The following is a 22661-nucleotide window of genomic DNA, read 5'->3' on the forward strand; positions in this document are numbered from 1 at the left end:
GTTAGAAATAATTAAAAGTGAATTTCAAATACTTTTATTTGCTTTTCACACAACAAATATTCAAAGCTTGAGCAGGATATTTTCGTCAAATAGCTAGACTATTCCGTCAACAATCAGGACATTTCCGTCAAATGGCTGGACTTTTCCGTCAAATAAAAAATGAGTTATTAATCCTTGTCGGACGAAAGGAATACAAAAAACCAAAAATCAATATTTCAAATAATCTGAAGGGGTTTTTCCGAAGCGTTTTTTGAAACTTCTGCTAAAAAAAGCGGGGTCTTGGTAGCCTGTTTCGGCTGCAATTTTTGAAACAGTGTTATGAATTCTATTCTCAAGTAAATACCTCGCCTCATTCAGGCGAATTTCCTGAATATATTGAATGGGAGTAAGACCTATTAGCTTTTTAAGCTGCCTCAAAAAAGTAGATTCACTCATAGCAAATTCCTCTGCAATGCTTGGGATAGTCAATAAATTGGAAGAGATATTTTGTTTGATGTAATCTTCAACCTCCATAAGCCAGGTTTGATCTTCTTCTGAGGCTTGGGTAGTAACTGGGGAACCGTTATTTTCAACCTTGATTACCTCTAATCTTGAATCCTGATTTTTCAATAGGTTTTCAACTCGTATCAGCAATTCATCTTCATCAAAATTTTTGACCAGATAATCATCTACTCCGATTCTAAGTGCTTTTAATTTGTCTTTTTTATCAGCTCTGGCGGTGAGCATGATTATCGGAATAGGAGCGGTTAAACGATACGATTTGAGTTTTCCCAATAATTCGTAACCATCCATTACAGGCATCATCAAATCACTGATGATAAGATTTATTTTAGGATCATTCTGAACAAAATCCCAAGCTTCTTGCCCATTGTAGGCTTTATGAACTATATATCTATTGCTTAAAATTAATCCCAGATACTCTTGTAAGTCAGGATTGTCTTCGACTACCAAAATACTTTTTGAGTTTGCTGAATCTCCTATTAACATAGCTCCGTTTTGCTCATTCTTGGTATTTGTCTGGAGCAGCGATTTCTCTAAGATTTCCTTGTTGAGGGGATTGGTAGTCGACTCTTTTATTGGAAACCTTACTTTGAATAATGTTCCTTTTCTTGTTTTTGGATCTGGGCTTTCAACTTCAATATTTCCTTCCATCAAAGCCAAAAATGACTGCACTAGGTGTAGTCCTATTCCAGTTCCACCTTGAGAGGAAAGTGGGTGAGAGTTTACTTGATAAAATCTATCGAAAATGAAAGGAAGCTCAGTTTTAGGTATCCCGATACCGCTGTCAGATACCTCTAAAATCAAGTAATTGTCTTCTTGAAGAAGCGACGCTTTGATTTGGCCACCCGAAAGAGTGAATTTTAAAGCGTTTGAAAGTAAATTGTTAAAGATCTGCTTGAATTTTTCCTGATCAAGTAGGATAGTAGGGAAGTATTCCAAATGAGACTCGTAGCTGTAATTTATATTTTTATCCAGCGCTAAAGAGTCAAATAAAGCTGCTTGGGATTTGAAAAGCCATTCAATATCGGTTGCTGACTCCTTAAGAGTTATTTTACCCATTTCCAGCTTTCGGAAATCCAGGATTTTATTCACCAAGCTCTGTAAGTCTTTACTGCTTTGGTGAGCCATCATCAATAGACGTTCTTTTTGATCAGGAGACTTATCGCCTTTGATTAGAGAGTTGATTGGTCCTGAAATAAGCGTTAAAGGAGTTCTAAGTTCATGACTGATATTGGCATAAAACTGTGATTTTGCTTCATCCTGAACTTGAAGCTTATGGGCCTGTTCTAAATTCAATTTATTTGCAGCAGATAACCTTAAATTAAATCTCAATAACAATAGGACGAAACAAAATACGATGATGAGTCCTCCTATCAGAAGATTCCTTTTTGTTTTTTCGAGCTCAATTTCAGCCGATTGAGCCTCCAGTTCCCTTTGCTGTTTTTCTACATTGTATTTATTATCTATTTCAATGATTTGCTCATTGTTATAAGAATTTATTTCCTCCAATTGAGATTCATAACCTATCCTTAAATAAAAAATAGCGGAGTCTTTTTTGCCTAAATTTTCGAAAGCATCAGCTTTCAGTAAGAATACTCTGGATAGATGATCTATATTATTTTCATTCCTTTGAGGAAACGAAACAAGTAGAGAATCAAGAATGGAAAGTGCTTCTTGATGCCTGTTTTCTTTGATTTGAAGCTTTGCTACATTCATCTTCATATTGCTGTAGCCACTGAAATCCCCAATAAGTTGATAGTATTTAGCACCGCTTAAAAAATACCCAATTGCTTGTTCTCTATCGAAATTGGAAAAATTTAACCCTAGCAACAAGTTTCCCTCTGCTACCTTCATGTAATTATCATAAAGCTTGCCTGACCTGATGGCTTCTTTGGCAAAGTATATGGAGGAATCCCGCTGACCGAATATTCTGTGCCAGGAAGAAATGCGAACAGCGAAATTTGGGTAAATACTGTCTAATTGATGTTCTCTGATTAGAGCTCTCGCTTCGTTGAGATTATCAAAACTTTGATTAGGACGATCTACGAATTCCAGAAGACTAGCTATAATTCTGTTTGTTTCGGCTAAAATGACCCAATTTTCCTGCTCACGACTGTCATCTTTTAAGTTCCATAAAAAATCGAAGGTGGCAGTACTGGTATCAGCATGAATTAAGGCAGCTCCGTGGAAAAGCCTTGCCTTTAATCCCATCTCTGATTTGTATTGACCACCCAGCTTTATCTCCTCCAGGATTGGGCCCGATATTGAAACAGCTAAATTGCTTTGTTTGGAAATCACTAATTCGTAAATCTCCTGGAGAATCTGCTCCTGTTTATTTTTTGGGAGATTTAAAATCTTTTTGTCTAAGCTCTGCCTAGGAGCAGGCCTTTTAAAATTTTGAATTTCACTAAATGTTTCTGCTCTTGATAGGAGAGAAAAAAATAAAAAGAAACATATACCTAAACCGGTAAAAATGATTCTTTGGTAATTGAATGGAAGCGAAAAAAATCCCCTCAAATCTTTCTTCATACAATAAATGTTTGTTAGGAAATCCCCTTAAAATGAAAATTAGGTGATTATTTTTCTTGCCTTTTTAAGCTTCCTAACAAGTTGAATTTTATTTTTTAGCTTTTATGAGTTTCTAAGAAAAATATAATTTTTTTTATTTTCAAACATGAACTGAATAATTTTTTATAGAAAAAATCTAAGCAGAAAGAAATAGTAATGAAAAGCTAATTCATTTGAATTTCAGGAATATTCGTATGATAACTGCTGAAGAATTTTTATTCAAAAAATAGGCTGTAATCAGAGTAAACTTTCAATAACCTCTGGGAAATATCGATGTTCTAAGGCATGAACTTTTTGAGCGATAGTTTCTGGGCTATCCTCTTTGGAGACTGGGGTTGCGGCTTGAAAAATTATTTTTCCCTCGTCGTAGTGTTCATTGACCAAATGAATAGTGATTCCCGTCTGCTGGTCACCATTAGCCTTCACTGCTTCATGCACATGCATGCCATACATACCCTTTCCACCATAATTTGGCAGCAAGGCAGGGTGAATGTTAACCATCCTCTCTGGAAAAGCCCGAATCAACTCATCCGGGATTTTCAATAAAAAGCCTGCTAAAATGACCCAATCGATTTGTTCTTCCTGTAGCTTTTTTAAAAGCACCCCCGCTTCCATTTCTTTTTTGGAAAAGGTAAATGTGGGAACATCAAACTTCTTTGCTCTTTCTAAAACAAAGGCCTCGGATTTGTTAGAGGCAATTAGTACTACCTTTCCTTTGGTAGATTTTTGAAATTGCTCCATGATTTTTTCAGCATTGGAGCCGCTACCGGAAGCAAGGATTGCAAGTCTTTTCACAGGTTGAATATTCTATTGAAAAGTAAAAATAAAAAAGGCTTCCCGATTACCAAGAAGCCTTTCTTTTCAATGAGTTTATTTAATAAGCGGGAAACTCCTGCTGAAGGCCTTTGAAGGCATCGATCATTTCCCAAGTTGGTCTATAGAAGGTATTTATCATTCTTCCGCTGACAGTACCATTCTGAATATATTGCAGCGCTGCCGCTAATCTTAAGTCTCTGGTGTCTCCCCAAGGAACCTGAGGACTGTCGCCTACCGTGAAGTTTGCAGGGAAACCGTCAAAATAGTCTGCTCTTCCTTGAGAATTGACAGTGGCAAAGGTGATAGGTACCAATTCTACATTGTTTTCTGCGAGGACTCTGTTGAATCGTGACAGAGGGAATGATCCCACAGGCTTTCCAAAAGTCCGATCTCCGATCAAAATGATATCCATATAAGGAGTCAGGGAATTGATAACTAATTCTGAGGCAGATGCAGACCCTCTACTCGTAATGAATATGATACGTTTTAAATCCAATGAACCAAGCTTCTTGAAAATCTCTGAATCATTCAAACTGCTTTTAATGCTGTTTAGCTTATTGGTGTACATTAATTCATTGGATTTTCCAGGATCAATCAGATAATTATTGATCTGCTCAGCAACGGCTACCGAACCTCCTCCATTATATCTCAAGTCAATGATTAATTCATTGATATTTTGATTCATAAAGAAATTCATGGAGTTCTCTACTTCCTGGCTTCTGGTAGGGGTTAAGCCTGAAGTAGCTTTGAAACTCTGATAAACCCAATAGCCAACCTTCTTAGCACCGACATCATATACATTTTGAAATAATACGGAGTTGGATTGGTATTCTGCCTTGACATTGGTTCGCGTTGTGGTGGTTCCATCAGGAAGTCTGAACTTGAATGTGTTGGAGATTCCCGGGTCAGGAGGGCCTAATTTAAAATCATATCCACCACTGGATGTTTTGTAATCCACCAAAGGTTTCCCATTGATTTCAATGATTTCCCAACCTCTTTTCCAGCCATCCTTTCCTGCTGGTGCCTCATTAAATACGAATGTAAGATATAGCCTTTCTTCCGCGTCAAAAGCAAAACCAAAGCCATGACCGGCATTTCTACCTACGAAGGCATTTTGAAAAGCTTCCTGGGTAGTCAGGTAGGAAAATCTGTCTAAAGGTTTGAATAGGAGGGCATCCAAAAATTCCTCATTGCTGGAGAAATCTAAAGTGTTTACAGTTCCCGGAAGTTCTTGGTTCCAGTAGTACCATTCCTTCATTGTTTCAAATATTGCTCCTCGTACTGCATCTGCCTGAGGATTAGGATTGGGATCATCTTTAGGCTCACAAGCCCAAAAACCCAAAACAAGCAGAGCAAATATCCACTTCACATTTTTCATAGTTACTTATTTAGAATGGCAATAATAAAGTCAGAACTGTCTTAGTATGCTGATTTTTGTGTAACCTTTAAACCTTAAATTCTTTGGCTGAGATCTAATTCTTCAGAATAAATTGACAAGTCTTGAATTAAGTACGGTAAAATAAAGAAAATGGATGTTTAAATTGCTATGTCATAAACTTTTACAGTGCTCCACATAGAAGAATATTTTTCAATAAACTCTAGGTGTAATGGGTCTTTTTGATAACTCAATTGGTCCTCCAAGCTATCAAAAAACAGAGTGCATGAAACCTGCCAGGAATGATCTACCACATCTCTTTTCTCCGTGTCAGCAGGCGTACCAGCTATGAATTTTCCGACGGTCTTGCATCTTCCCAACATAGGAACAGCTTGGGTTAAAAATTCTTCTGTATTGGCTGTATCATGTAGCCAAAAATAAACTTGGTGAATCATTGGTTGTTTTGCCATTTCTTTTGCGATTGTTTGAATAGGTAAGACAGCAGCAGCACTTGCTACGCTGAGATGTTTGAGAAAGGTTCTTCTAGATTTCATATGAGAAATAAGTAAAGCGAGCTAAATATAAGGATTTATAAAATCTAGACTGGAGAAGTCCTTTGCAAATTGATCAAGAGCAGAGGATTCTTTTAGGGGGTAGATATCCTCGATTGAACCTTTCTTCTTATCACTCATTTCAGTAAATTTTGATAATTTAGTACTCTAGTTCGATCACCTAACACATAGCTATTTACTTTTATGAATTTCAGAAAACTTGGAAAAACCGGTTGGGAAGTATCAGAAATAAGTTTGGGAACATGGCAAGTTGGTGGAGGATGGGGAGGCCCTTTTGATCCTAAAATTGCAGAGCAAATACTGCACACGGCATTTGATAGGGGGATCAATTTTGTGGATACTGCGGATGTATATGATGGTGGTCTCAGCGAGGCGGCAGTAGGTAAGGCGGTTCGGGAGCGATCTGAAAAAATATATGTCGCCACTAAGTGCGGCAGGAGAATTCAGCCTCATGCCAATGAAGGATATACTCCGGAAAGGCTGAGAAAATTTGTGGAAGACAGCTTGAGTAATACAGGACTGGAGCGTTTGGATCTTATCCAACTGCATTGTCCTCCTAGTCAGGTTTATCATCGAGATGAGATTTTCGGCCTTTTTGAAGATTTGAAAAAGGAAGGGAAAATAGCGGCTTTGGGCGTCAGCGTGGAAAAAATCAATGAAGCCATGACTGCAATGAAGTATGATATTGTTTCTACTGTTCAGATTATTTTCAACATGTTTCGTCAGAGACCCTCTGAAGTATTTTTCAAACATGCCCGAGTTAATGAAGTAGGGGTGATAGTCAGGGTTCCTTTAGCTAGTGGCCTACTTACTGGAAAAATCAGTCAGGAAACCAGCTTTTCAAAAGATGATCACAGACATTTTAATAGAGAGGGAAAAGCCTTTGATAAAGGAGAGACTTTTTCAGGTGTTCCTTTGCAGGTAGCTTTTCCAGCGGTAGAAAAACTTAAGGAGGTATTTGGAGAAAACTTAGCTAAAGCTGCCTTGAAGTGGGTATTGATGTTTGAGGAGGTGAGTACAGTTATCCCTGGTGCCAGTAAAATGGAGCAAGTGATTCAAAACTTAGAAGCTGGACAGGTCAAACCATTAAGTGCACATCAGATGAAAGTAGTGGAGGAGGTATACGAGGAGTTTATCAAAAAAGAGGTACATCATCTTTGGTAAAAATAAAAAAGGGTTGCTTTCAAGTTTGCAACCCTTTTTTACTCCAAAGTAGAGAATCTTAGTTTATTCTATTTTTTACAAACTGATGATTTTCGGTAAGCATTTGGTAATTAGTGATTCCATTTCCGTCTCTCTCCATGAGAACTATGGAGTTGTCGTCATATCTAATAACTTTTAGCTGATCAGACTTTGTTCTCAAATCCCGGATTGTAACATAAATACCATCCTCTTCTCTAGTGATTTTATCTATGTTGAGGAATTTTCTCTGGGCATTTTCATTAATAACAGAGATAGAGCTCACATTAGGAGACCAACCATTTCTTTTTAAGGTGATTTTTTGAAAAGGAGTTATCTTTTGTTTGATCAAAACTTGCTCTATTTCGTCCAAGTCCAAACTTTCATTGGAAAAGGCCATTCCTGAATAGGATGTTTGAGTGCTATTTCCCGGAGTGTACTCATTTCCGTATTGATTTCCCCTTTGATACTGATTGCCTATATAGACTGCATTGGCACCTAGCATAACTGCTTCGTATTTCAATTTGGTCAATGCTCGATTATTGACATTGTTGATGCTGGAAAGAGTGGTAACTCCTGTGGCTTTTGAAAAGAGACTCCCCAAATTATGAAGTCCTAGCATTTCGTCTGGATTGAATGTGGTATACACATTCTCCACATCCAAAATATTTTTTACCGGTTTGAGAGGGGAGGTGAATTTTTCAACTCTTCCACTTTCAAACTCGACCTTGGAAACCATGAATTTATTGATCGTGTAAATTACTTCTTCTCCAGGGTAAGTGTATTTGATACTTGACTGCCCGATTTCTTTGACCTTAACCTCTTTGGTTCCATCGCTGAGGTAGATAATATCATTCTTAGATTGTGATATTCCTTTACTAATTGTAAAAAAAGCTAGGAAAACTAGTGATAGATAGCGCATAGTAATTAAAATTAAAATTTAAAGAATACACGATTAGGATGCTCTAAAAGTTTAATTCTTGTTTAAGAATTTTGTAAAAAATTGACTGCGAGGAGGAAAACTTCCGGATTGAAAGGTTATCCGACTGGCTAATTGTGATTACAGGCTGAAATAAAATAGTGAAAGGAAATACTGGAAATAAAAAGACCCCGGGATTACCGAGGTCTTAGGTCTAAACTCTTAAAGTCTAGCTTCTAACTTTAGGCTTCTTTTTTAGCCATTCTGTTTCGCTCGTTTTCATCCAAATAGATTTTTCTCATTCGGATATTCTTAGGAGTGATTTCCAAGTATTCATCTTTTTGGATGTATTCCATAGCTTCTTCCAAAGAGAATCTTTTTGGAGGAGCAATTCTCACATTGTCATCAGAACCGGAAGCACGCATGTTGGTTAGTTTTTTGCCTTTCTGCACATTTACCACCAAGTCATTGTCTCTGGAATGCTCACCAATTACCTGTCCAGTGTAAAGCTCATCTCCAGGCTCGATAAAGAATACACCTCTATCCTGCAATTTATCAATAGCATAGGCAGTACACTGACCACCTTCCATAGAAATCAAAGAACCGTTGATTCTTCCAGGGATTGTGCCTTTAAAAGGCTCGTAAGCTGAGAATCGGTGATTCATGATCGCTTCACCCTGAGTAGCTGTCAAAACGTTGTTTCTCAAGCCAATCAAACCTCTGGATGGGATTTTGAATTCCAGGTGCTGCAAGTCGCCTTTTGGCTCCATGATCAACAATTCACCTTTTCTTTGAGTAGCCAATTCGATTACCTTACCCGAACTCTCCTGTGGTACATCTACAACCAATGTTTCGATTGGTTCGCATTGTACTCCATCGATTTCTTTGAAAATAACCTGAGGCTGTCCTACCTGCAATTCATACCCCTCTCTTCTCATGGTTTCGATCAACACTGACAAGTGAAGGATACCACGTCCATAGACTAGGAATCTATCTTCAGAATCAGTTGGCTCTACGCGTAGGGCCAGGTTTTTCTCTGTTTCCTTCATCAAACGATCTCTCAAGTGACGGGAAGTCACAAATTTTCCTTCTTTTCCGAAGAATGGAGAGTTGTTGATTGTAAAGAGCATATTCATAGTAGGCTCATCGATAGAGATTCTTGGAAGTGGTTCCGGATTCTCTACGTCAGCTACTGTATCTCCAATTTCGAAGTCTTCCAAACCTGTAATGGCACAGATATCACCTGCCTGAACGGTTTGCACTTTATTTTTACCAAGACCTTCGAAAGTATGAAGTTCCTTCACACGCATTTTCTTAATGCTTCCATCAGCCTTGCAAAGTGCAATCTGCTGGTTTTCGGAAACAGTGCCTCTTTTTACTCTACCGATGGCGATACGGCCTACGAAGTTGGAGTAATCCAAAGAGGTAATTTGCATTTGAAGTGTTCCTTCATCAATTTTAGGTGCTGGGATATGTTCCAAAATAGCATCCAACAAAGGAAGAATAGAATCAGTTGGGTTTTTCCAATCCGGTCCCATCCAGTTTTGCTTGGCAGAACCATATAAAGTATGGAATTCCAATTGCTCTTCTGTAGCGTCCAAGTTGAACATCAACTCAAATACGGCTTCATGCACCTCATCTGGTCTACAGTTTTCCTTGTCCACCTTATTGACCACTACAATAGGAGTTAGTCCCAGAGATAGTGCTTTACCCAATACAAATCGGGTTTGAGGCATAGGTCCTTCGAAAGCATCCACCAATAGGATTACTCCGTCAGCCATTTTCAAAACTCGTTCTACCTCTCCTCCAAAGTCGGCGTGACCAGGAGTGTCAATGATATTGATTTTGGTGTCTTTGTATCGTACTGATACGTTTTTGGAAAGAATGGTAATACCTCTTTCACGCTCCAAATCATTGTTGTCTAGAATCAAGTCGTCAAACTGCTGATTCTCTCTGAAGATTTTGGAAGCATGGATGATTTTGTCCACGAGGGTAGTTTTCCCGTGGTCAACGTGTGCGATAATCGCGATATTTCTGATATTCTGCATGATCTGCGTTTTTCAAGCCGCAAAGGTAGGGAAAAATAATGGGATCAAGGTTATGGGTGGATGAAGTTAAATGAGATAGGAAAGAATAGAGGGGAGAAGTGAGATATTAGAAGCGTGAGGCTAGAGTTTAGAAGCGAGAAGCTAGAGGGCAGAAGGCTAGAAATAGATACTAGAATTGAGAGATTAGAAGCTAGACTAGGAGATAAGACCTGATTTGGCTTTTTGCAAAAGGTTAAAAAAATTCAGGTTTCATAAAGTGTTTTTAACTTTTGGGTTTCTGCAATGGATTTCTCAAGTAATCTAGGGAGGATAAATAAGCTAAGTGAATACCAGATAAGCACAAGAATAATCGCCCCCTTGAATAAGTAAGTAAAAAGTAAACTGGTATCTTCAGTGTTTTTGTAAACAAATTGATAGGAATATACTGCGCAGAGGGTTCCCAGATTAATGATTTGGAAAATATGGGTTGAGCCAATGTAGGAGGCATAGCTTTTATATGCTTGATGGCTTTTCCAATAGCGGATAACAAAAATTGAAGTTCCCAAAATTAGAAATCCTGCTAAAAACAGTACCCAAGCTTGAGGATCATTGAGAAAGAGGGTGGCTTGATAAATGAGTAAGCCTAGCAAAATCGGATAAAATATTCTGAAGCTTTTAAGAAGGAGCGTTAATTCTTGCCAATAACTTTTCCGTATTCGCTTTTCAATGGCTTTTTTATAGGATTCCTCTAAAGTAGAAAATCCGAAAATCCCAAAGCTTGAATGAACCTTGCGGAATGCATCATCCAAACCCAACTTGGAATTTTCATCTAATAAAGCTTCCACTTTGCAGGCTACATGATCCAAAATCTCGTACTGCACATCGATCTCGGGGTAGCCTTTGTAAGAAATTAGTTTTTTAAGTTGATCGATTTGATCTCTTGTCAATTTCATATAAATGCTGTTTTGGATTTGATCTTCCAAGCCTCAGAAATACTAAGAGAATGAAGCACTATGATGAAGCAAAAAGTCACTGAAAGAAAATTTATCAGATAATCCGGTATAATTTGATGCAAACCAAAAACTCTAGGCAGATTGAGGAAGAGATTAAAAAAGTTAAGTGGGATTGCTAAGTGAATGAGAAAATGACTGCTGTAAGAAGAACTAACCTTTGAATAAGGAGTGTTGAAAAGTTTTCGAATTTGCTTGGTTTTCATTCTAGTCCGAACCAGTATAAAGACCATAAAAACCGCTATAAAAACTAAAGGAATTCCAAAGAATACGAGCACCTGCATTTTCCATGCGAGCATGTCTACGAGAATCGTTAAAATTCCTATCAAGGTAAGAGTGAAAACCATTCTAGGCCATGTGAAATAGCTTTTGATTAAAGCCCACTGTAAGGTTCGGATAGACTTATTAATGTTTTTGCTTAAGTCATGTTGGAGTTTGTGGCAATAGGAATAAGTCCATTTTTGGTCTAGGGCTTCTAGTTGCTCAATAAAATTTCCTTCTGGGAAATTCTCAAGGTGGCTGATGTAATGATCATAGATCTCTGCTAAAAGTTCAGCTGTCTGGACCCCTTTTTTTTGTATGGAATTTTCAATTTGCACTAGTTCATTATTGCTTAGTTCTCTCATAAAAAAATCAAAGCTAAAATTTCAAGGACGGATTTATATTAGGATTTATTATGCGTTGCATGTTTTCAACAAATGCTTGTAGCTCGGCCATTTTGGTACTGACTTCTTTTTTTCCGGACTTAGTTAAACTGTAGTATTTCCTAACCCGATTGTCCACCTGCTGAACTTCAGTTGTCAAAAGTCCCTCAGCTTCCAATTTGTGCAAAGCAGGATAAAGAGCACCTTCGGTAATTTTGATTTCTCCCGCTGTAAGCTCCTTTACTTTTTGGGTCATTTCGTAACCATACATTTTATCATTCTCCTCGAGTAGTTTGAGTATGATTGTTTGTAGACTCCCTTTTATCAAATTTGAGTTGGACATGGGGATTTGTTTTCTACGAATATATCAATTCTTTATATACATAAGAAAATTATGTATAGTGAATTTTTTATGAATATGATCGGTTGTGAAATTCTGCGGGGTTTAGATCTTTTGCATAGAATTTTAAAAAAGGATTAAAAGCTTTTCTGTCAGTAACCAAAAAAGGGCTCATTTTAAGCTTTGAGGGTAGGAACTCGGAAGCTTCTGTTATCGTTTGTCTGCACTCGGTGAAGTCTAAGTATTCAGTCTGCCAAACAAAGGGAATTTGGCAATTGAGAAGATTAGGGATTATTAGATTAAATTAATTTCATCAAATGGATTACCAAGAACTCATAGAAGAAGTTTATCAAGAAGTACAGGAAGAGAATCTCAGAGGAAAAGTTGCGAATTATATCCCGGAACTCGCCACTGTGGATCCTCATCAATTCGGGATTGCCCTGGTCGACCTCAAAGGCAATGTCTATGGTGTGGGTGATTATCAAAATCCTTTTTCAATTCAAAGTATCAGCAAGGTGCATACTTTAACCATGGTTTTTCCAAAATTTGATACGCAGCTATGGTCTCGAGTTAATGTGGAACCCAGCGGTAACCCCTTTAACTCCATTGCTCAGCTGGAATATGAAAAGGGTATCCCTCGAAATCCCTTTATAAATGCAGGTGCTTTGGTAATCACGGATGCGCTTTGCAGTAAATTTGAAAAGCCTGTCTCGCAGATATCTGATTTCATCAATGAATTAGCAGGTGAAAACTGTGTTGAAATCAATCAGGCTGTCATGAAATCTGAAAAGAACCATGCCGCAAGAAATACTGCTCTTGCCTATTTTCTCAAATCATACAAGAACTTTGATAATTCGATTGATGAAGTATTAGATGTTTATTTTTCCCACTGTGCTATCGCAATGAATTGCGTGGATTTAGCCAAATCCTTTTCATTTCTTGCCAATGATGGTTATTCCATTTTTGCCAATAAAGAGATTTTGACTGAGAGTCATGCTAGAAGAGTCAATGCGATTATGTTGACCTGTGGATTCTACGATGAGGCAGGAGAGTTTGCCTATAGAGTGGGATTACCCGGAAAAAGTGGGGTAGGAGGTGGAGTTGCTGCAGTAATGCCGCATAAGTTCAGCATTGCAGTATGGAGTCCTGAATTGAACGAGAAGGGAAACTCTGTCAAGGCGATCCGAGCTTTGGAATTGTTGACAAATAAGTTATCCTTCTCGCTATTTTAAATTCGAAGCCAGACTTTCCATTGGAATAGTAGTAAAAGCAGGCTAGATATCTTCTTTCGCGATTTTTGAATGCAGGTCAAAAAGTAAAGGTAAGGCAGCAGAGCCATACCATTCTTTCAGTTCCATTTTCAGTACACCAGCCTTGATAGAAGGGTCGGATTCCGTTAATGCCTGTGCCTCTTCTATACTCTGCACATCAAAAAAGAAGAGCCCTCTCAAATCCTCATTTCCGAAGAATGGGCCTGCTAAAACCATTTTGCCTTCTTCAGCCAACCTTGAAATATTGGCCATGTGTCCTTTTTGCAGCTCAGCTCTTTCTTCAGCGCTATATTCATTGAGCCGATCTCCCCGATATAAGAAAGCGATGACATATTTCTTCATACCATAGGGATCAGCTCCTACTTTGTCTGCCAGCTCCTGATCAAATTTCTCCTGAGCCTGGCTCAATCCGCTAATACCAAATAAAAGAGCCAGGGTGATGATGATATTTTTCATAGCGAGGTTTTTTTAATAAAGAATCAAAGCAACGGTATCTGACTTGGTCCTGAGCTTTAGCCATTCGATAAATTTATCCCTTTCAGCTCTTGGAGGCTTAGAAACAAACTCAGCATAGGCAACCAATAAGGTGTCTGCTTTCTTTTTTTCCAGATCGGTTACTAAGGATCGGTTCAAAGTGAATTTACGCAAATTCGGATGGTTGATTTTTGCCTCCTGGGCAATTTCTCCTCCGAGTGCTCTTACTTGCGCATAATTTGCAACTTCATTTTCCAGAATAGCGATACGCTGGTCCTTGTCTTGGATGACTTGTTCATTTCGCTCGTAAAGATCTTTAAGGATATCTGATCGAAGTACGTTGAGGTCTGTTCCACCATTTCCACTTTGATGTATGACTACCTCAGTCTGATCCAAACCATACTCTTTAGCTTTTTCCTTGGTGATCTCTATCAGGTCAGAGTCCAGTTCTTCTCCAATTAGATTCACCTGAATTCTTCTCGGCTCTGTGGAGTAATCAAAATCCGAATTCAATATCTGAGTCCTCGGAAAAACCATTTCAATTTTTACATACCTTTTGGCTTGCTCTTCCCAAATCGAACGAAGCACAATGCCATAAGCAAGGTAAATAGAAGGTACTATGGTGATGATGGTAAAGATGGTGATATAGGTCTGAACCTGCTTCTCTTTTTTATGATCCAAGAATTCTTTCTTGGGGTATTTCATAAATCGAACGATCAGATAAGTTGAAAGACTGATGAAAACTGAGTTGATAAAAAAGAGGTAAAATGCACCGAAGAAATAATAGAAATTGAAGGTGGCTAAACCATATCCAGCAGTACACAAAGGAGGCATCAAAGCGGTAGCAATTGCCACCCCTGGAATGGCATTACTCTTCTCTTTTCTGGAGCCTGCCACAATCCCGGCGAGACCTCCAAACAGAGCGATCAACACATCCCAAACGGTGGGTTCGGTCCGAGCCAAAAGTTCGGACTGAGGACCATCAAGAGGGGAGAAGTAAAAGTAAATTGTAGAGGTTAAAATGGAGATGAAAACTGCTACTCCTAGGTTCCTTAGAGAGCGCTTCAAAAGTTCAAAATCATTGATGCCCGCTGCCATCCCAATACCCATGATTGGACCCATCAATGGAGAGATCAACATGGCTCCAATAATAACCGCGGTAGAGTTGACATTTAGCCCTACGGAGGCCACGAAAATAGCGAAGATCAGAATCCATAAATTGGCTCCTTTGAAGTCCACATTTTTGCGAACATACTCGATAGTTTCTAGCTCGTCTTCTTTCCCTTCATGTAGATCAAATCGATCTTTCAAGTAGAGTAAAAATCGGATAAACTGATTCCTTTTTCTTGGCTTAGGAGGGTTTGATGTCATAGAGTTGAATTGAAAATCAATGGGCCAAAATAAGTATTAAAAGGCTATTTATTGATTCAAAGGTCAAAAATATAGCTGGCTCGATCCTTGAGTAGAGTATTACGGATAGAAAAGATTAAGGGTATCAAAGCTTAAAAATTTTATTAATTCATTACTTATTAAGTAATACCTTAAATAATTGATTTATAATTAATTATAAGATATTTAGTCCTAGCAAAATTAAGTTAGGCTAAATTTTTTAGATTAAACTAAAAATATGAAAACATCATTTATTGACGTTTTTTGAGGAATTAGCTATAATTTTAGGAATTGATTTTGATTCTTGGAGTCCACGACACGGCAAGCTTAGATTTAGAAAGTAAAAAGTATTCATGGCATCAATTATTTATTTAGACGACGATTTGATTCAGCATATGCTGATGAAAAAACTTTTAAAAATACACATCCCCGGAAGCATTACAGAGTTCTTTCATGAGCCTGAAAAACTCAAAGTTTGGCTTCAGGAAAACAAGGCAGATTTGATACTTTCTGATCTGAATTTGGAGGGAGAATCCGGTTGGGATTTAGTGGAAGATTTTACCAAAATTTCTGACGCCCCAATTGTGTTTATCACGGGACATGCCTCCCCCGATGACAAGAAAAAAGCAAAGAATTTTCCTCAGGTAAAACAGCTTTTGGAGAAACCTTTGGAGAAGGAAGATTGGGAGAAAATCGCGAGTTTGATTTGATCATTTTAAAGGGGAATTTTCCTCCAGGGTTCGATTTTTTTAAAACTAAATCTGAACCCTATCACATCACCGTAATTTACCTTTCAAAACCACTAAATGGATAAGAAAAAGTTAGAAGGAATCCCTTTGGAATATTTTGACTAATTTCGGGCATTCGAAGAGAAATTATGGCTGAAAAATCAGATGAAAGAAAGCCTTTGCTTTCGAAGAAAATAGATAAGTTTTTTACGGGTCTAGCAGACGCCTGGAATTTCGTTAGGCGATTTTTTCAGGAAGTGTTTTTGCCACCCTATGAATTCAAAGAGGTAGTCCATCAATGTTATAGAATTGGTGTTGAGTCATTGCCTTTGATCTCCTTGACAGGGTTTATAGTTGGGATTGTATTTACCAATCAGTCCCGTCCATCTCTGTCAGAATTTGGAGCTTCATCCTGGCTACCTTCATTGATCTCTATCGCAGTGGTGAGAGCGATGGGGCCTTTAGTTACAGCCTTAATTGCTGCGGGTAAAGTTGGTTCCAGTATTGGTGCTGAGATTGGTTCCATGAAAGTAACCGAGCAGATAGATGCGATGGAAGTTTCTGCAACCAACCCTTTCAAATTTTTGGTTGTCACAAGGGTATTAGCGACTACATTCATGATTCCTATACTTGTCATGTACACAGATTTTGTGGCCTTGATGGGATCATTTCTGAATGTAAATTCCAATGAATTGGTCAGCCTTTCTACCTTCTTTGTTCAGGTATTTGAATCCATTTCATTCTTGGATATCTGGTCCTCTGTTCTCAAATCACTACTCTTTGGATTTACCATTGGGATAGTAGGATGCTACAAAGGTTACAATTCATCGAAAGGAACAGAAGGTGTGGGTAGGGCTGCAAACTCAGCGGTGGTTATCTCTATGTTCCTGATCTTTATTGAAGAGCTATTGGTTCTCCAAGTCGTCAACGCAATTAGAGGAATGTAATCATGGCAGAAAAAGTTGTTGAAATAAGAGGGTTAAAAAAGTCTTTTGGAGATCTGAAAGTACTTCAGGGAGTTGACTTGGACCTATTCAAGGAAGAAAACTTGGTGGTTTTGGGTAAATCAGGCTCCGGAAAATCTGTTTTGATCAAAATAATGGTAGGCTTGCTCAAGCAGGATGCAGGTACTATGCATGTATTTGGCAAAGAGGTTTCCCGATTAAACTCCAAGCAGTTAAATGAATTAAGGCTGAAAATTGGCTTTTCTTTTCAAAATTCGGCCTTGTACGACAGTATGACCGTGAAGGAAAACCTAGAGTTTCCTTTGGTTAGAAATGTCAAAAACCTCACCAAAGGGGAAATACAAAAGAAAATTGAGGGTTTGTTGGATTCTGTAGGATTGCCGCAGACAATCAATCAAATGCCTTCAGAGTTGTCCGGAGGTCAAAAGAAGCGGATTGGAGTGGCACGTACACTGATATTGGATCCAGAAATCATGCTTTATGATGAACCTACGGCAGGTTTGGATCCCATCACCTGTATGGATATCAATAATTTGATCAATGAGGTTAGGGAACAGTTTAAAACCACATCCATTGTCATTACGCACGATTTGACCTGTGCTAAAGTAACCGGTGATAGAATGGCCGTATTATTGGACGGTCAGTTTAAGGCTGTAGGTTCTTTCAATGAAGTGTTTGCGCATGCAGACGACCAAAGAGTGAAATCATTCTACGATTATAATTTTATAGAATCATGAGAGGTGAAAACAAGAGATCAGTCATTGTAGGCATTTTTGTCTTTTTGGGGATCGCCATATTGGTAGCCGGTGTATTGACACTGGGTGGCCAGCAAAAGAAATTTGTTAAAGCAATTCATCTGAAGGCTGTTTTCGATGATATCGGAGGTCTTCAGACTGGAAATAATATCTGGTTTTCAGGGGTGAAAATCGGAACAGTACGCAAAATCAATTTCTATGGAGATTCTCAGGTGGAGATTGAGATGAATGTAGAAAAATCAGTAGCTGAGTTTATCCGAAAGGATTCTAAAGCCACCATCAGTTCAGATGGTTTAATCGGTAACAAAATCATCGTGATCTACGGTGGAACTACTCTAGCGCCTCCTGTAGAGGACGGGGATAGACTAGAGGCTGTAATGCCTTTAGATACTGATAAAATGATGGAAACCCTTCAGGAAAACAATAAAAACCTGGTAGATATCACTAATGATCTCAAATTGCTCACCGGAAAATTAGCTAATGGAGAAGGTATAGTAGGAGCAGTGATGACTGATTCTGTATTGGCTGATAACTTCCGTTCCATCTTGAATAACTTAAATAGAGCCTCTATCAACAGCAATAAAATGTTGACAGATTTGACGAAGTTTTCTTCCAAATTGAATGCTGAAGGAAGTTTATTCAATGATTTGGCCACAGATACTACCATGGTGACCGATTTGAAGGCAACCTTGGAAAGCTTCCGTTCCTCAGCAAACAATACCGAGGCGCTAACTGCTAAACTGAATGAAATTTCTGCAAAGCTGGATGATCCAAACAATTCCTTGGGTCTATTGCTAAATGATCCGGAGTTTGCTCAAACCTTGAAAAGAACGCTGGAGAATACGGATTCTGCGACTTATAATTTGAATAGAGGGCTAGAAGCACTGGAATATACCTGGCCATTCCGAAAAGGCTTTAAGCGAAAAGCTAAAGCCGAAGAAGAAGGTAATTAATCGTTTTGGATATCCGCTTTCTTACCAGTATTGACAAAAATACGGCTTATTGTCTGCTAAAAAGATCAGAATCCGGAAGCTTCGGTCTTCGGTCATCGGTCTTCCAACCAGTCAAGCAAAGAAAATAAGGCAACTGGCATGATTGCGGATAATCAGATTAATCTTAATCGAGCCCGTTGGAAATTTTCTGACGGGCTTCTTTTTTTTCGTCCCCGTTTGCCTGAAGTGTGTCGGTCGTGTTTCTTTTTGTTAAGACTGCCTTCAAACTGATCGGAAAATGGTCAGAGCCTATCCCTGGTAAGACTTTAAGCTCAGAAAGCCCAAACTCCTTAGATAAAAAGATGTGGTCAAGAGGCCACCTAAAAATGGGTATTTTCGCGTGAAAGGTATTGTATGTGCCTCGACCTCTTCTGGGATCAGCCATTTCTGATATTTTTAGAAATAGTTCAGTAGTATAACTCCAAGCCACATCGTTCAAATCTCCGATTACCAAAGAAGGAAGTGGGTTTGCTTTAGATTTTTTCCCGACTATAAGTATTTCAGCGTCTCTTTCTGTACTAACCGAATTCTCACCTGGCACTGGAGGAGTAGGATGGATGGCATAAATAGTAATTTTTTGACCATCGTTCAATATTATATCCAGCTCTAAGGATGGAATCTCAGAATCAATCAGATAATGGGTTTCTTGTCTGTCGATTTTAAGGTTTGTATACAAAAGCAGTCCATAGGTGTTGTCAAGGGGTATTTTGATGCATTCCGAATATTTAAATTCCAATTCCTTCATTGCATCAGCCCATGCTTGGTCAGTTTCTACAATAAACACCAAATCTGGGCTTTCCTTTTCCACTAAGCGAAGTATTTTATGATACTGCCTATTGTATTGATATACGTTAGCCACTATCAAATGAATTCCTGAACGCTGGTCAAAATTCACTTTTTGTATCATTTTCTTTCCCAATGGGGTGAAGGGAATCACTTTCCGAATTAAGAAAGCTTCGCATGAAAGCAATAGTGCTACCCAAATCCAAAATTCAACATTGAATTGAGAAAAGAAAGTAACCCATCCTATTAAAAGCACTAGGTTGATTAGGAACTTCTGGATTCTGGGGTAATCAAAAACCCGAATCCACCAATGATCCCATTTAATCAAAGGGAGAAAAGTGGCGAGGATAAAGAACCCACTAAAAATTCGCAGTAAAATCATGATGAATAAGAGGGAAATAATGGTGAATGTAGAATTTTTAGCAAGGAAATGTTCTCAAAATTCTCAAAAAATAAATACCTTTTACATATATGGGGAATCCAAATGCCCCGATTCTGGTTAGTTTAATAGAAATTGTTTTTATACTCTAATACCTTTTTACCATGAACTTAGATCCATTTAAAATCAAATCCCAGCTCAAAACTTCAAGCGGAGAGTATACCTATTGGAGTTTGGAAAAGTTGGAAGCGGCTGGCAAGAAAGTAAAACACCTACCTTTTTCCATCCGAATCTTATTGGAAAATGCCCTTCGAAACTTCGATAATTTCGCAATTACACCAGAGCATTTAGAAACTATTTTAAACTGGTCTCCTAGCCCTTCTGATAAAGATATTCCTTATAAACCTGCCCGTGTGCTAATGCAGGATTTTACAGGTGTACCAGCAGTAGTTGATATTGCTTCACTTAGATCAGAAGCTAAAAGGAAGGGTAAAGATCCTTCAAAAATTAATCCTCTGATCCCGGTAGACTTGGTAATCGACCACTCTGTTCAGGTTGATTTTTTTGGAACGAATTACAGCTATCAGAAGAACGTAGAGGTAGAATATGAGCGAAACAGAGAAAGATATCAGTTCTTAAAGTGGGCTCAAAAGTCCTTTAATAATTTTTCAGTTGTTCCTCCCGGAATGGGAATCTGCCATCAGGTCAATCTGGAGTACCTCGCTCAGGGTGTAATTACCAGAGACGGAAATGCTTTTCCGGATACTTTGGTGGGAACGGATTCTCATACGCCAATGGTCAACGGTATAGGTGTTGTTGGATGGGGTGTCGGTGGAATAGAAGCGGAAGCAGCTCTTTTGGGACAGCCGATTTATTTTATTATGCCAGAAGTGGTTGGATTGAAATTGACAGGAAAGTTGCCTGCAGGAACTACTGCAACGGACATGGTTTTGACTATTACAGAATTATTGAGAAAGCACGGAGTGGTCGGAAAGTTTGTCGAAGTCTTCGGTCCAGGATTGGATCACCTTTCTGTGCCTGACAGAGCCACCATCTCAAATATGTCTCCTGAATTTGGATGTACTGTGACTTATTTCCCTATTGATGATAGAACCTTAGATTACATGGGAAAAACCAATAGAAGTGAGGAGCAGATCAAATTGGTGGAGGATTATTGCAAAGCGAACTTACTATGGAGAAAAGATGAAGATTTGATCCAGTACTCGTCTTTGGTCGAACTGGATTTGGGTACTGTAGAAGCAACTGTCTCAGGCCCAAAAAGACCACAGGATAAAATTCTAGTAAGAGATTTTAAGCCCAAATTCCAAGAATTACTAAAATCTGCTCATGGAAGAGAATACATTCCTATAGATAAACGTGAAGTTTCCCGCTGGTATGCAGAGGGAGGAGGACAAGCAGGTGCAGAAAATACGGCAGTCCAAACAGACGTGAATTATGAGACTAAAGTAAAAAATGGTCTCAAAACTGTTACAGTAGATCTTCACAATGAAAAATTCGAGCTATATGACGGTTCAATTGTTATTGCAGCAATAACCTCCTGTACAAACACATCCAACCCTTCGGTAATGCTTGGAGCAGGTTTGGTTGCCCGAAAAGCTAGAGAAAAAGGATTAGACGTTAAACCCTGGGTCAAAACCTCTTTGGCTCCCGGATCTAAGGTAGTCACTGACTATTTGGAAAAAGCAGGACTGATGGATGATCTGGAGGCTTTGAAATTCCATACCGTAGGTTATGGTTGTACCTCTTGTATCGGTAACTCAGGACCACTTCCTCGCCATATTGCAGCTGCAGTGGAGGATAATGATTTGATTGTGGCATCGGTTCTTTCCGGGAATAGGAACTTTGAAGCGAGAGTTCACCCTCAAGTGAAAATGAACTACCTCATGTCTCCAATGCTAGTGGTGGTTTATGCTTTGACTGGTCGCGTGGATGTGGACTTATATAATGAACCTGTAGGATACGATCCGAATCTTGAGCCGGTTTATTTGAAAGATATCTGGCCAAGTAGGGAAGAGATTGATGAAATTGCCAGACAGGTACTTTCTCCGGGAGACTACCAAAAAAGCTATGGAGAAATCTTTGAAGGCAATGACATTTGGAAAAATTTGGAATCTGGTGAAGGGGAGATTTACCCATGGGACGATGAGTCTACTTATATCAAAGAAGCGCCTTTCTTTAAGGGTATTTCAGTGGATGTGCCAGAACCAAAGGATATCAATGGAGCCCATGTTTTACTCAAATTAGGGGACTCTATTACCACAGACCATATTTCTCCGGCAGGTTCTTTTAGAGAAAATTCCCCAGCAGGAAAATACCTTATCAATAGGGGGGTTCAAAGGCCTGATTTTAATTCTTATGGCTCACGACGTGGAAATGATGAGGTGATGGTGAGAGGAACCTTTGCCAATGTCAGAATCAAAAACCAATTAGCTACTCAGGAAGGTGGTTTTACCACATATATTCCAAGTGGTGAGGAGATGAGTGTATTTGAGGCATCCACTCAATACCAATCTGCCGGAACTCCATTGATTGTGTTGGCAGGCAAAGAATATGGTTCCGGTTCTTCAAGAGACTGGGCTGCCAAAGGGACCAATTTATTGGGAATCAAAGCGGTCATTGCGGAGAGCTATGAGAGAATTCACCGTTCAAACTTAGTTGGTATGGGAGTAATGCCATTACAGTTTCTAGATGGAGAAAATGCCTCTTCTCTGGGATTAAGCGGGAAAGAGCAGTTTACCATTTCAGGAATTGAAGCAGGGTTGACCCCGGGTCAAGAGCTTGATGTTATTGCAAAATCTGACGAGGGTGAGAAAAAATTCAAAGTTAAGTCTAGGTTGGATTCAGAAGTTGAAATCGCTTATTACAAGCATGGAGGTATTCTGAATTATGTACTTCGAGATTTTCTGAAGAGTTAAATAATAAATAAGCAATTCTCCTGTTGAAATTCTTCAAT

The 22661-nt window shown here is 38.7% G+C and carries 19 protein-coding genes; 7 read left to right on the forward strand and 12 right to left on the reverse strand.

The window, feature by feature from the left end; translation table 11 throughout:
- Positions 1–207 precede the first annotated feature (207 nt).
- The 4 genes from BM073_RS00850 to BM073_RS00865 all read right to left on the reverse strand — a co-directional run bounded on the left by BM073_RS00850 (position 208) and on the right by BM073_RS00865 (position 5814).
- Positions 208–3030: a hybrid sensor histidine kinase/response regulator transcription factor gene (locus tag BM073_RS00850; protein ID WP_091648961.1), complete on the reverse strand. Its 2823-nt coding sequence runs from the start codon at positions 3028–3030 to the stop codon at positions 208–210.
- Between the two features lie 276 nt (positions 3031–3306).
- The gene (gene purN / locus BM073_RS00855; RefSeq protein WP_091648964.1) at positions 3307–3864 is read right to left on the reverse strand and encodes a phosphoribosylglycinamide formyltransferase; all 558 of its coding nucleotides are present in this window, start codon (positions 3862–3864) and stop codon (positions 3307–3309) included.
- Positions 3865–3943: 79 nt separating this feature from the next.
- Positions 3944–5263 carry a S41 family peptidase gene (locus BM073_RS00860; RefSeq protein ID WP_091648968.1) on the reverse strand — a complete coding sequence of 440 codons (1320 nt, stop codon included), beginning with the start codon at positions 5261–5263 and terminating at the stop codon, positions 3944–3946.
- Positions 5264–5421: 158 nt separating this feature from the next.
- Positions 5422–5814: a Dabb family protein gene (locus tag BM073_RS00865; RefSeq protein WP_091648971.1), complete on the reverse strand. Its 393-nt coding sequence runs from the start codon at positions 5812–5814 to the stop codon at positions 5422–5424.
- 201 nt (positions 5815–6015) lie between these two features.
- Between BM073_RS00865 and BM073_RS00870 the strand changes: the two genes are divergently transcribed.
- Entirely contained in the window at positions 6016–6996 is a 981-nt protein-coding gene (locus BM073_RS00870; RefSeq protein ID WP_091648974.1) for an aldo/keto reductase, read from the forward strand.
- 58 nt (positions 6997–7054) lie between these two features.
- Here BM073_RS00870 and BM073_RS00875 read toward each other — a convergent pair whose 3' ends face one another.
- The 5 genes from BM073_RS00875 to BM073_RS00895 form a co-directional block, all read right to left on the reverse strand.
- Positions 7055–7933, reverse strand: coding sequence for a hypothetical protein (locus BM073_RS00875; RefSeq protein ID WP_091648980.1), 879 nt, complete (start codon positions 7931–7933; stop codon positions 7055–7057).
- A gap of 239 nt (positions 7934–8172) precedes the next feature.
- On the reverse strand, positions 8173–9978 hold the full coding sequence (gene typA, locus BM073_RS00880; protein WP_091648985.1) for a translational GTPase TypA: 1806 nt from the start codon (positions 9976–9978) through the stop codon (positions 8173–8175).
- Positions 9979–10220: 242 nt separating this feature from the next.
- Positions 10221–10910 (reverse strand): hypothetical protein, encoded by a 690-nt coding sequence (locus BM073_RS00885; protein WP_091649661.1) that lies wholly within the window; start codon positions 10908–10910, stop codon positions 10221–10223.
- Positions 10907–11593: a hypothetical protein gene (locus BM073_RS00890; protein ID WP_091648987.1), complete on the reverse strand. Its 687-nt coding sequence runs from the start codon at positions 11591–11593 to the stop codon at positions 10907–10909. The genes BM073_RS00885 and BM073_RS00890 overlap by 4 nt, the downstream gene beginning before the upstream one ends.
- A gap of 13 nt (positions 11594–11606) precedes the next feature.
- The gene (locus tag BM073_RS00895; RefSeq protein ID WP_091648990.1) at positions 11607–11954 is read right to left on the reverse strand and encodes a PadR family transcriptional regulator; all 348 of its coding nucleotides are present in this window, start codon (positions 11952–11954) and stop codon (positions 11607–11609) included.
- Positions 11955–12268: 314 nt separating this feature from the next.
- Between BM073_RS00895 and BM073_RS00900 the strand changes: the two genes are divergently transcribed.
- Positions 12269–13183 carry a glutaminase gene (locus tag BM073_RS00900; protein ID WP_091648991.1) on the forward strand — a complete coding sequence of 305 codons (915 nt, stop codon included), beginning with the start codon at positions 12269–12271 and terminating at the stop codon, positions 13181–13183.
- Between the two features lie 42 nt (positions 13184–13225).
- Here the strand turns inward: BM073_RS00900 and BM073_RS00905 are convergent, their stop codons facing one another.
- Together BM073_RS00905 and BM073_RS00910 are read right to left on the reverse strand one after the other, a co-directional pair.
- Complete coding sequence (locus tag BM073_RS00905; protein WP_091648994.1) at positions 13226–13678, reverse strand: YciI family protein; 453 nt, start codon at positions 13676–13678, stop codon at positions 13226–13228.
- 12 nt (positions 13679–13690) lie between these two features.
- Positions 13691–15067 carry a TIGR00341 family protein gene (locus BM073_RS00910; RefSeq protein WP_091648996.1) on the reverse strand — a complete coding sequence of 459 codons (1377 nt, stop codon included), beginning with the start codon at positions 15065–15067 and terminating at the stop codon, positions 13691–13693.
- A 371-nt stretch (positions 15068–15438) separates the two neighbouring features.
- On the opposite strand from BM073_RS00910, the gene BM073_RS00915 reads away from it, so the two are divergent.
- The 4 genes from BM073_RS00915 (at position 15439) to BM073_RS00930 (ending at position 18486) form a co-directional block, all read left to right on the forward strand.
- Complete coding sequence (locus BM073_RS00915) at positions 15439–15795, forward strand: response regulator (RefSeq protein ID WP_091648999.1); 357 nt, start codon at positions 15439–15441, stop codon at positions 15793–15795.
- A gap of 167 nt (positions 15796–15962) precedes the next feature.
- A complete protein-coding gene (locus BM073_RS00920; RefSeq protein WP_091649002.1) occupies positions 15963–16760 on the forward strand; it encodes an MlaE family ABC transporter permease in 798 nt (265 codons plus the stop codon).
- Between the two features lie 2 nt (positions 16761–16762).
- Entirely contained in the window at positions 16763–17515 is a 753-nt protein-coding gene (locus BM073_RS00925) for an ABC transporter ATP-binding protein (protein WP_091649003.1), read from the forward strand.
- Positions 17512–18486, forward strand: a complete 975-nt coding sequence (locus BM073_RS00930; protein ID WP_091649006.1) for an MlaD family protein — start codon at positions 17512–17514, stop codon at positions 18484–18486. Before BM073_RS00925 ends, BM073_RS00930 begins: the two co-directional genes overlap by 4 nt.
- Before the next feature lie 163 nt (positions 18487–18649).
- Here BM073_RS00930 and BM073_RS00935 read toward each other — a convergent pair whose 3' ends face one another.
- Positions 18650–19690: an endonuclease/exonuclease/phosphatase family protein gene (locus BM073_RS00935; RefSeq protein ID WP_091649008.1), complete on the reverse strand. Its 1041-nt coding sequence runs from the start codon at positions 19688–19690 to the stop codon at positions 18650–18652.
- Positions 19691–19851: 161 nt separating this feature from the next.
- On the opposite strand from BM073_RS00935, the gene acnA reads away from it, so the two are divergent.
- Positions 19852–22623, forward strand: a complete 2772-nt coding sequence (acnA, locus tag BM073_RS00940) for an aconitate hydratase AcnA (protein WP_091649011.1) — start codon at positions 19852–19854, stop codon at positions 22621–22623.
- Positions 22624–22661: the final 38 nt, after the last annotated feature.

The organism is Algoriphagus ornithinivorans (genome assembly GCF_900115305.1).
GTDB classification, from domain to species: domain Bacteria; phylum Bacteroidota; class Bacteroidia; order Cytophagales; family Cyclobacteriaceae; genus Algoriphagus; species Algoriphagus ornithinivorans.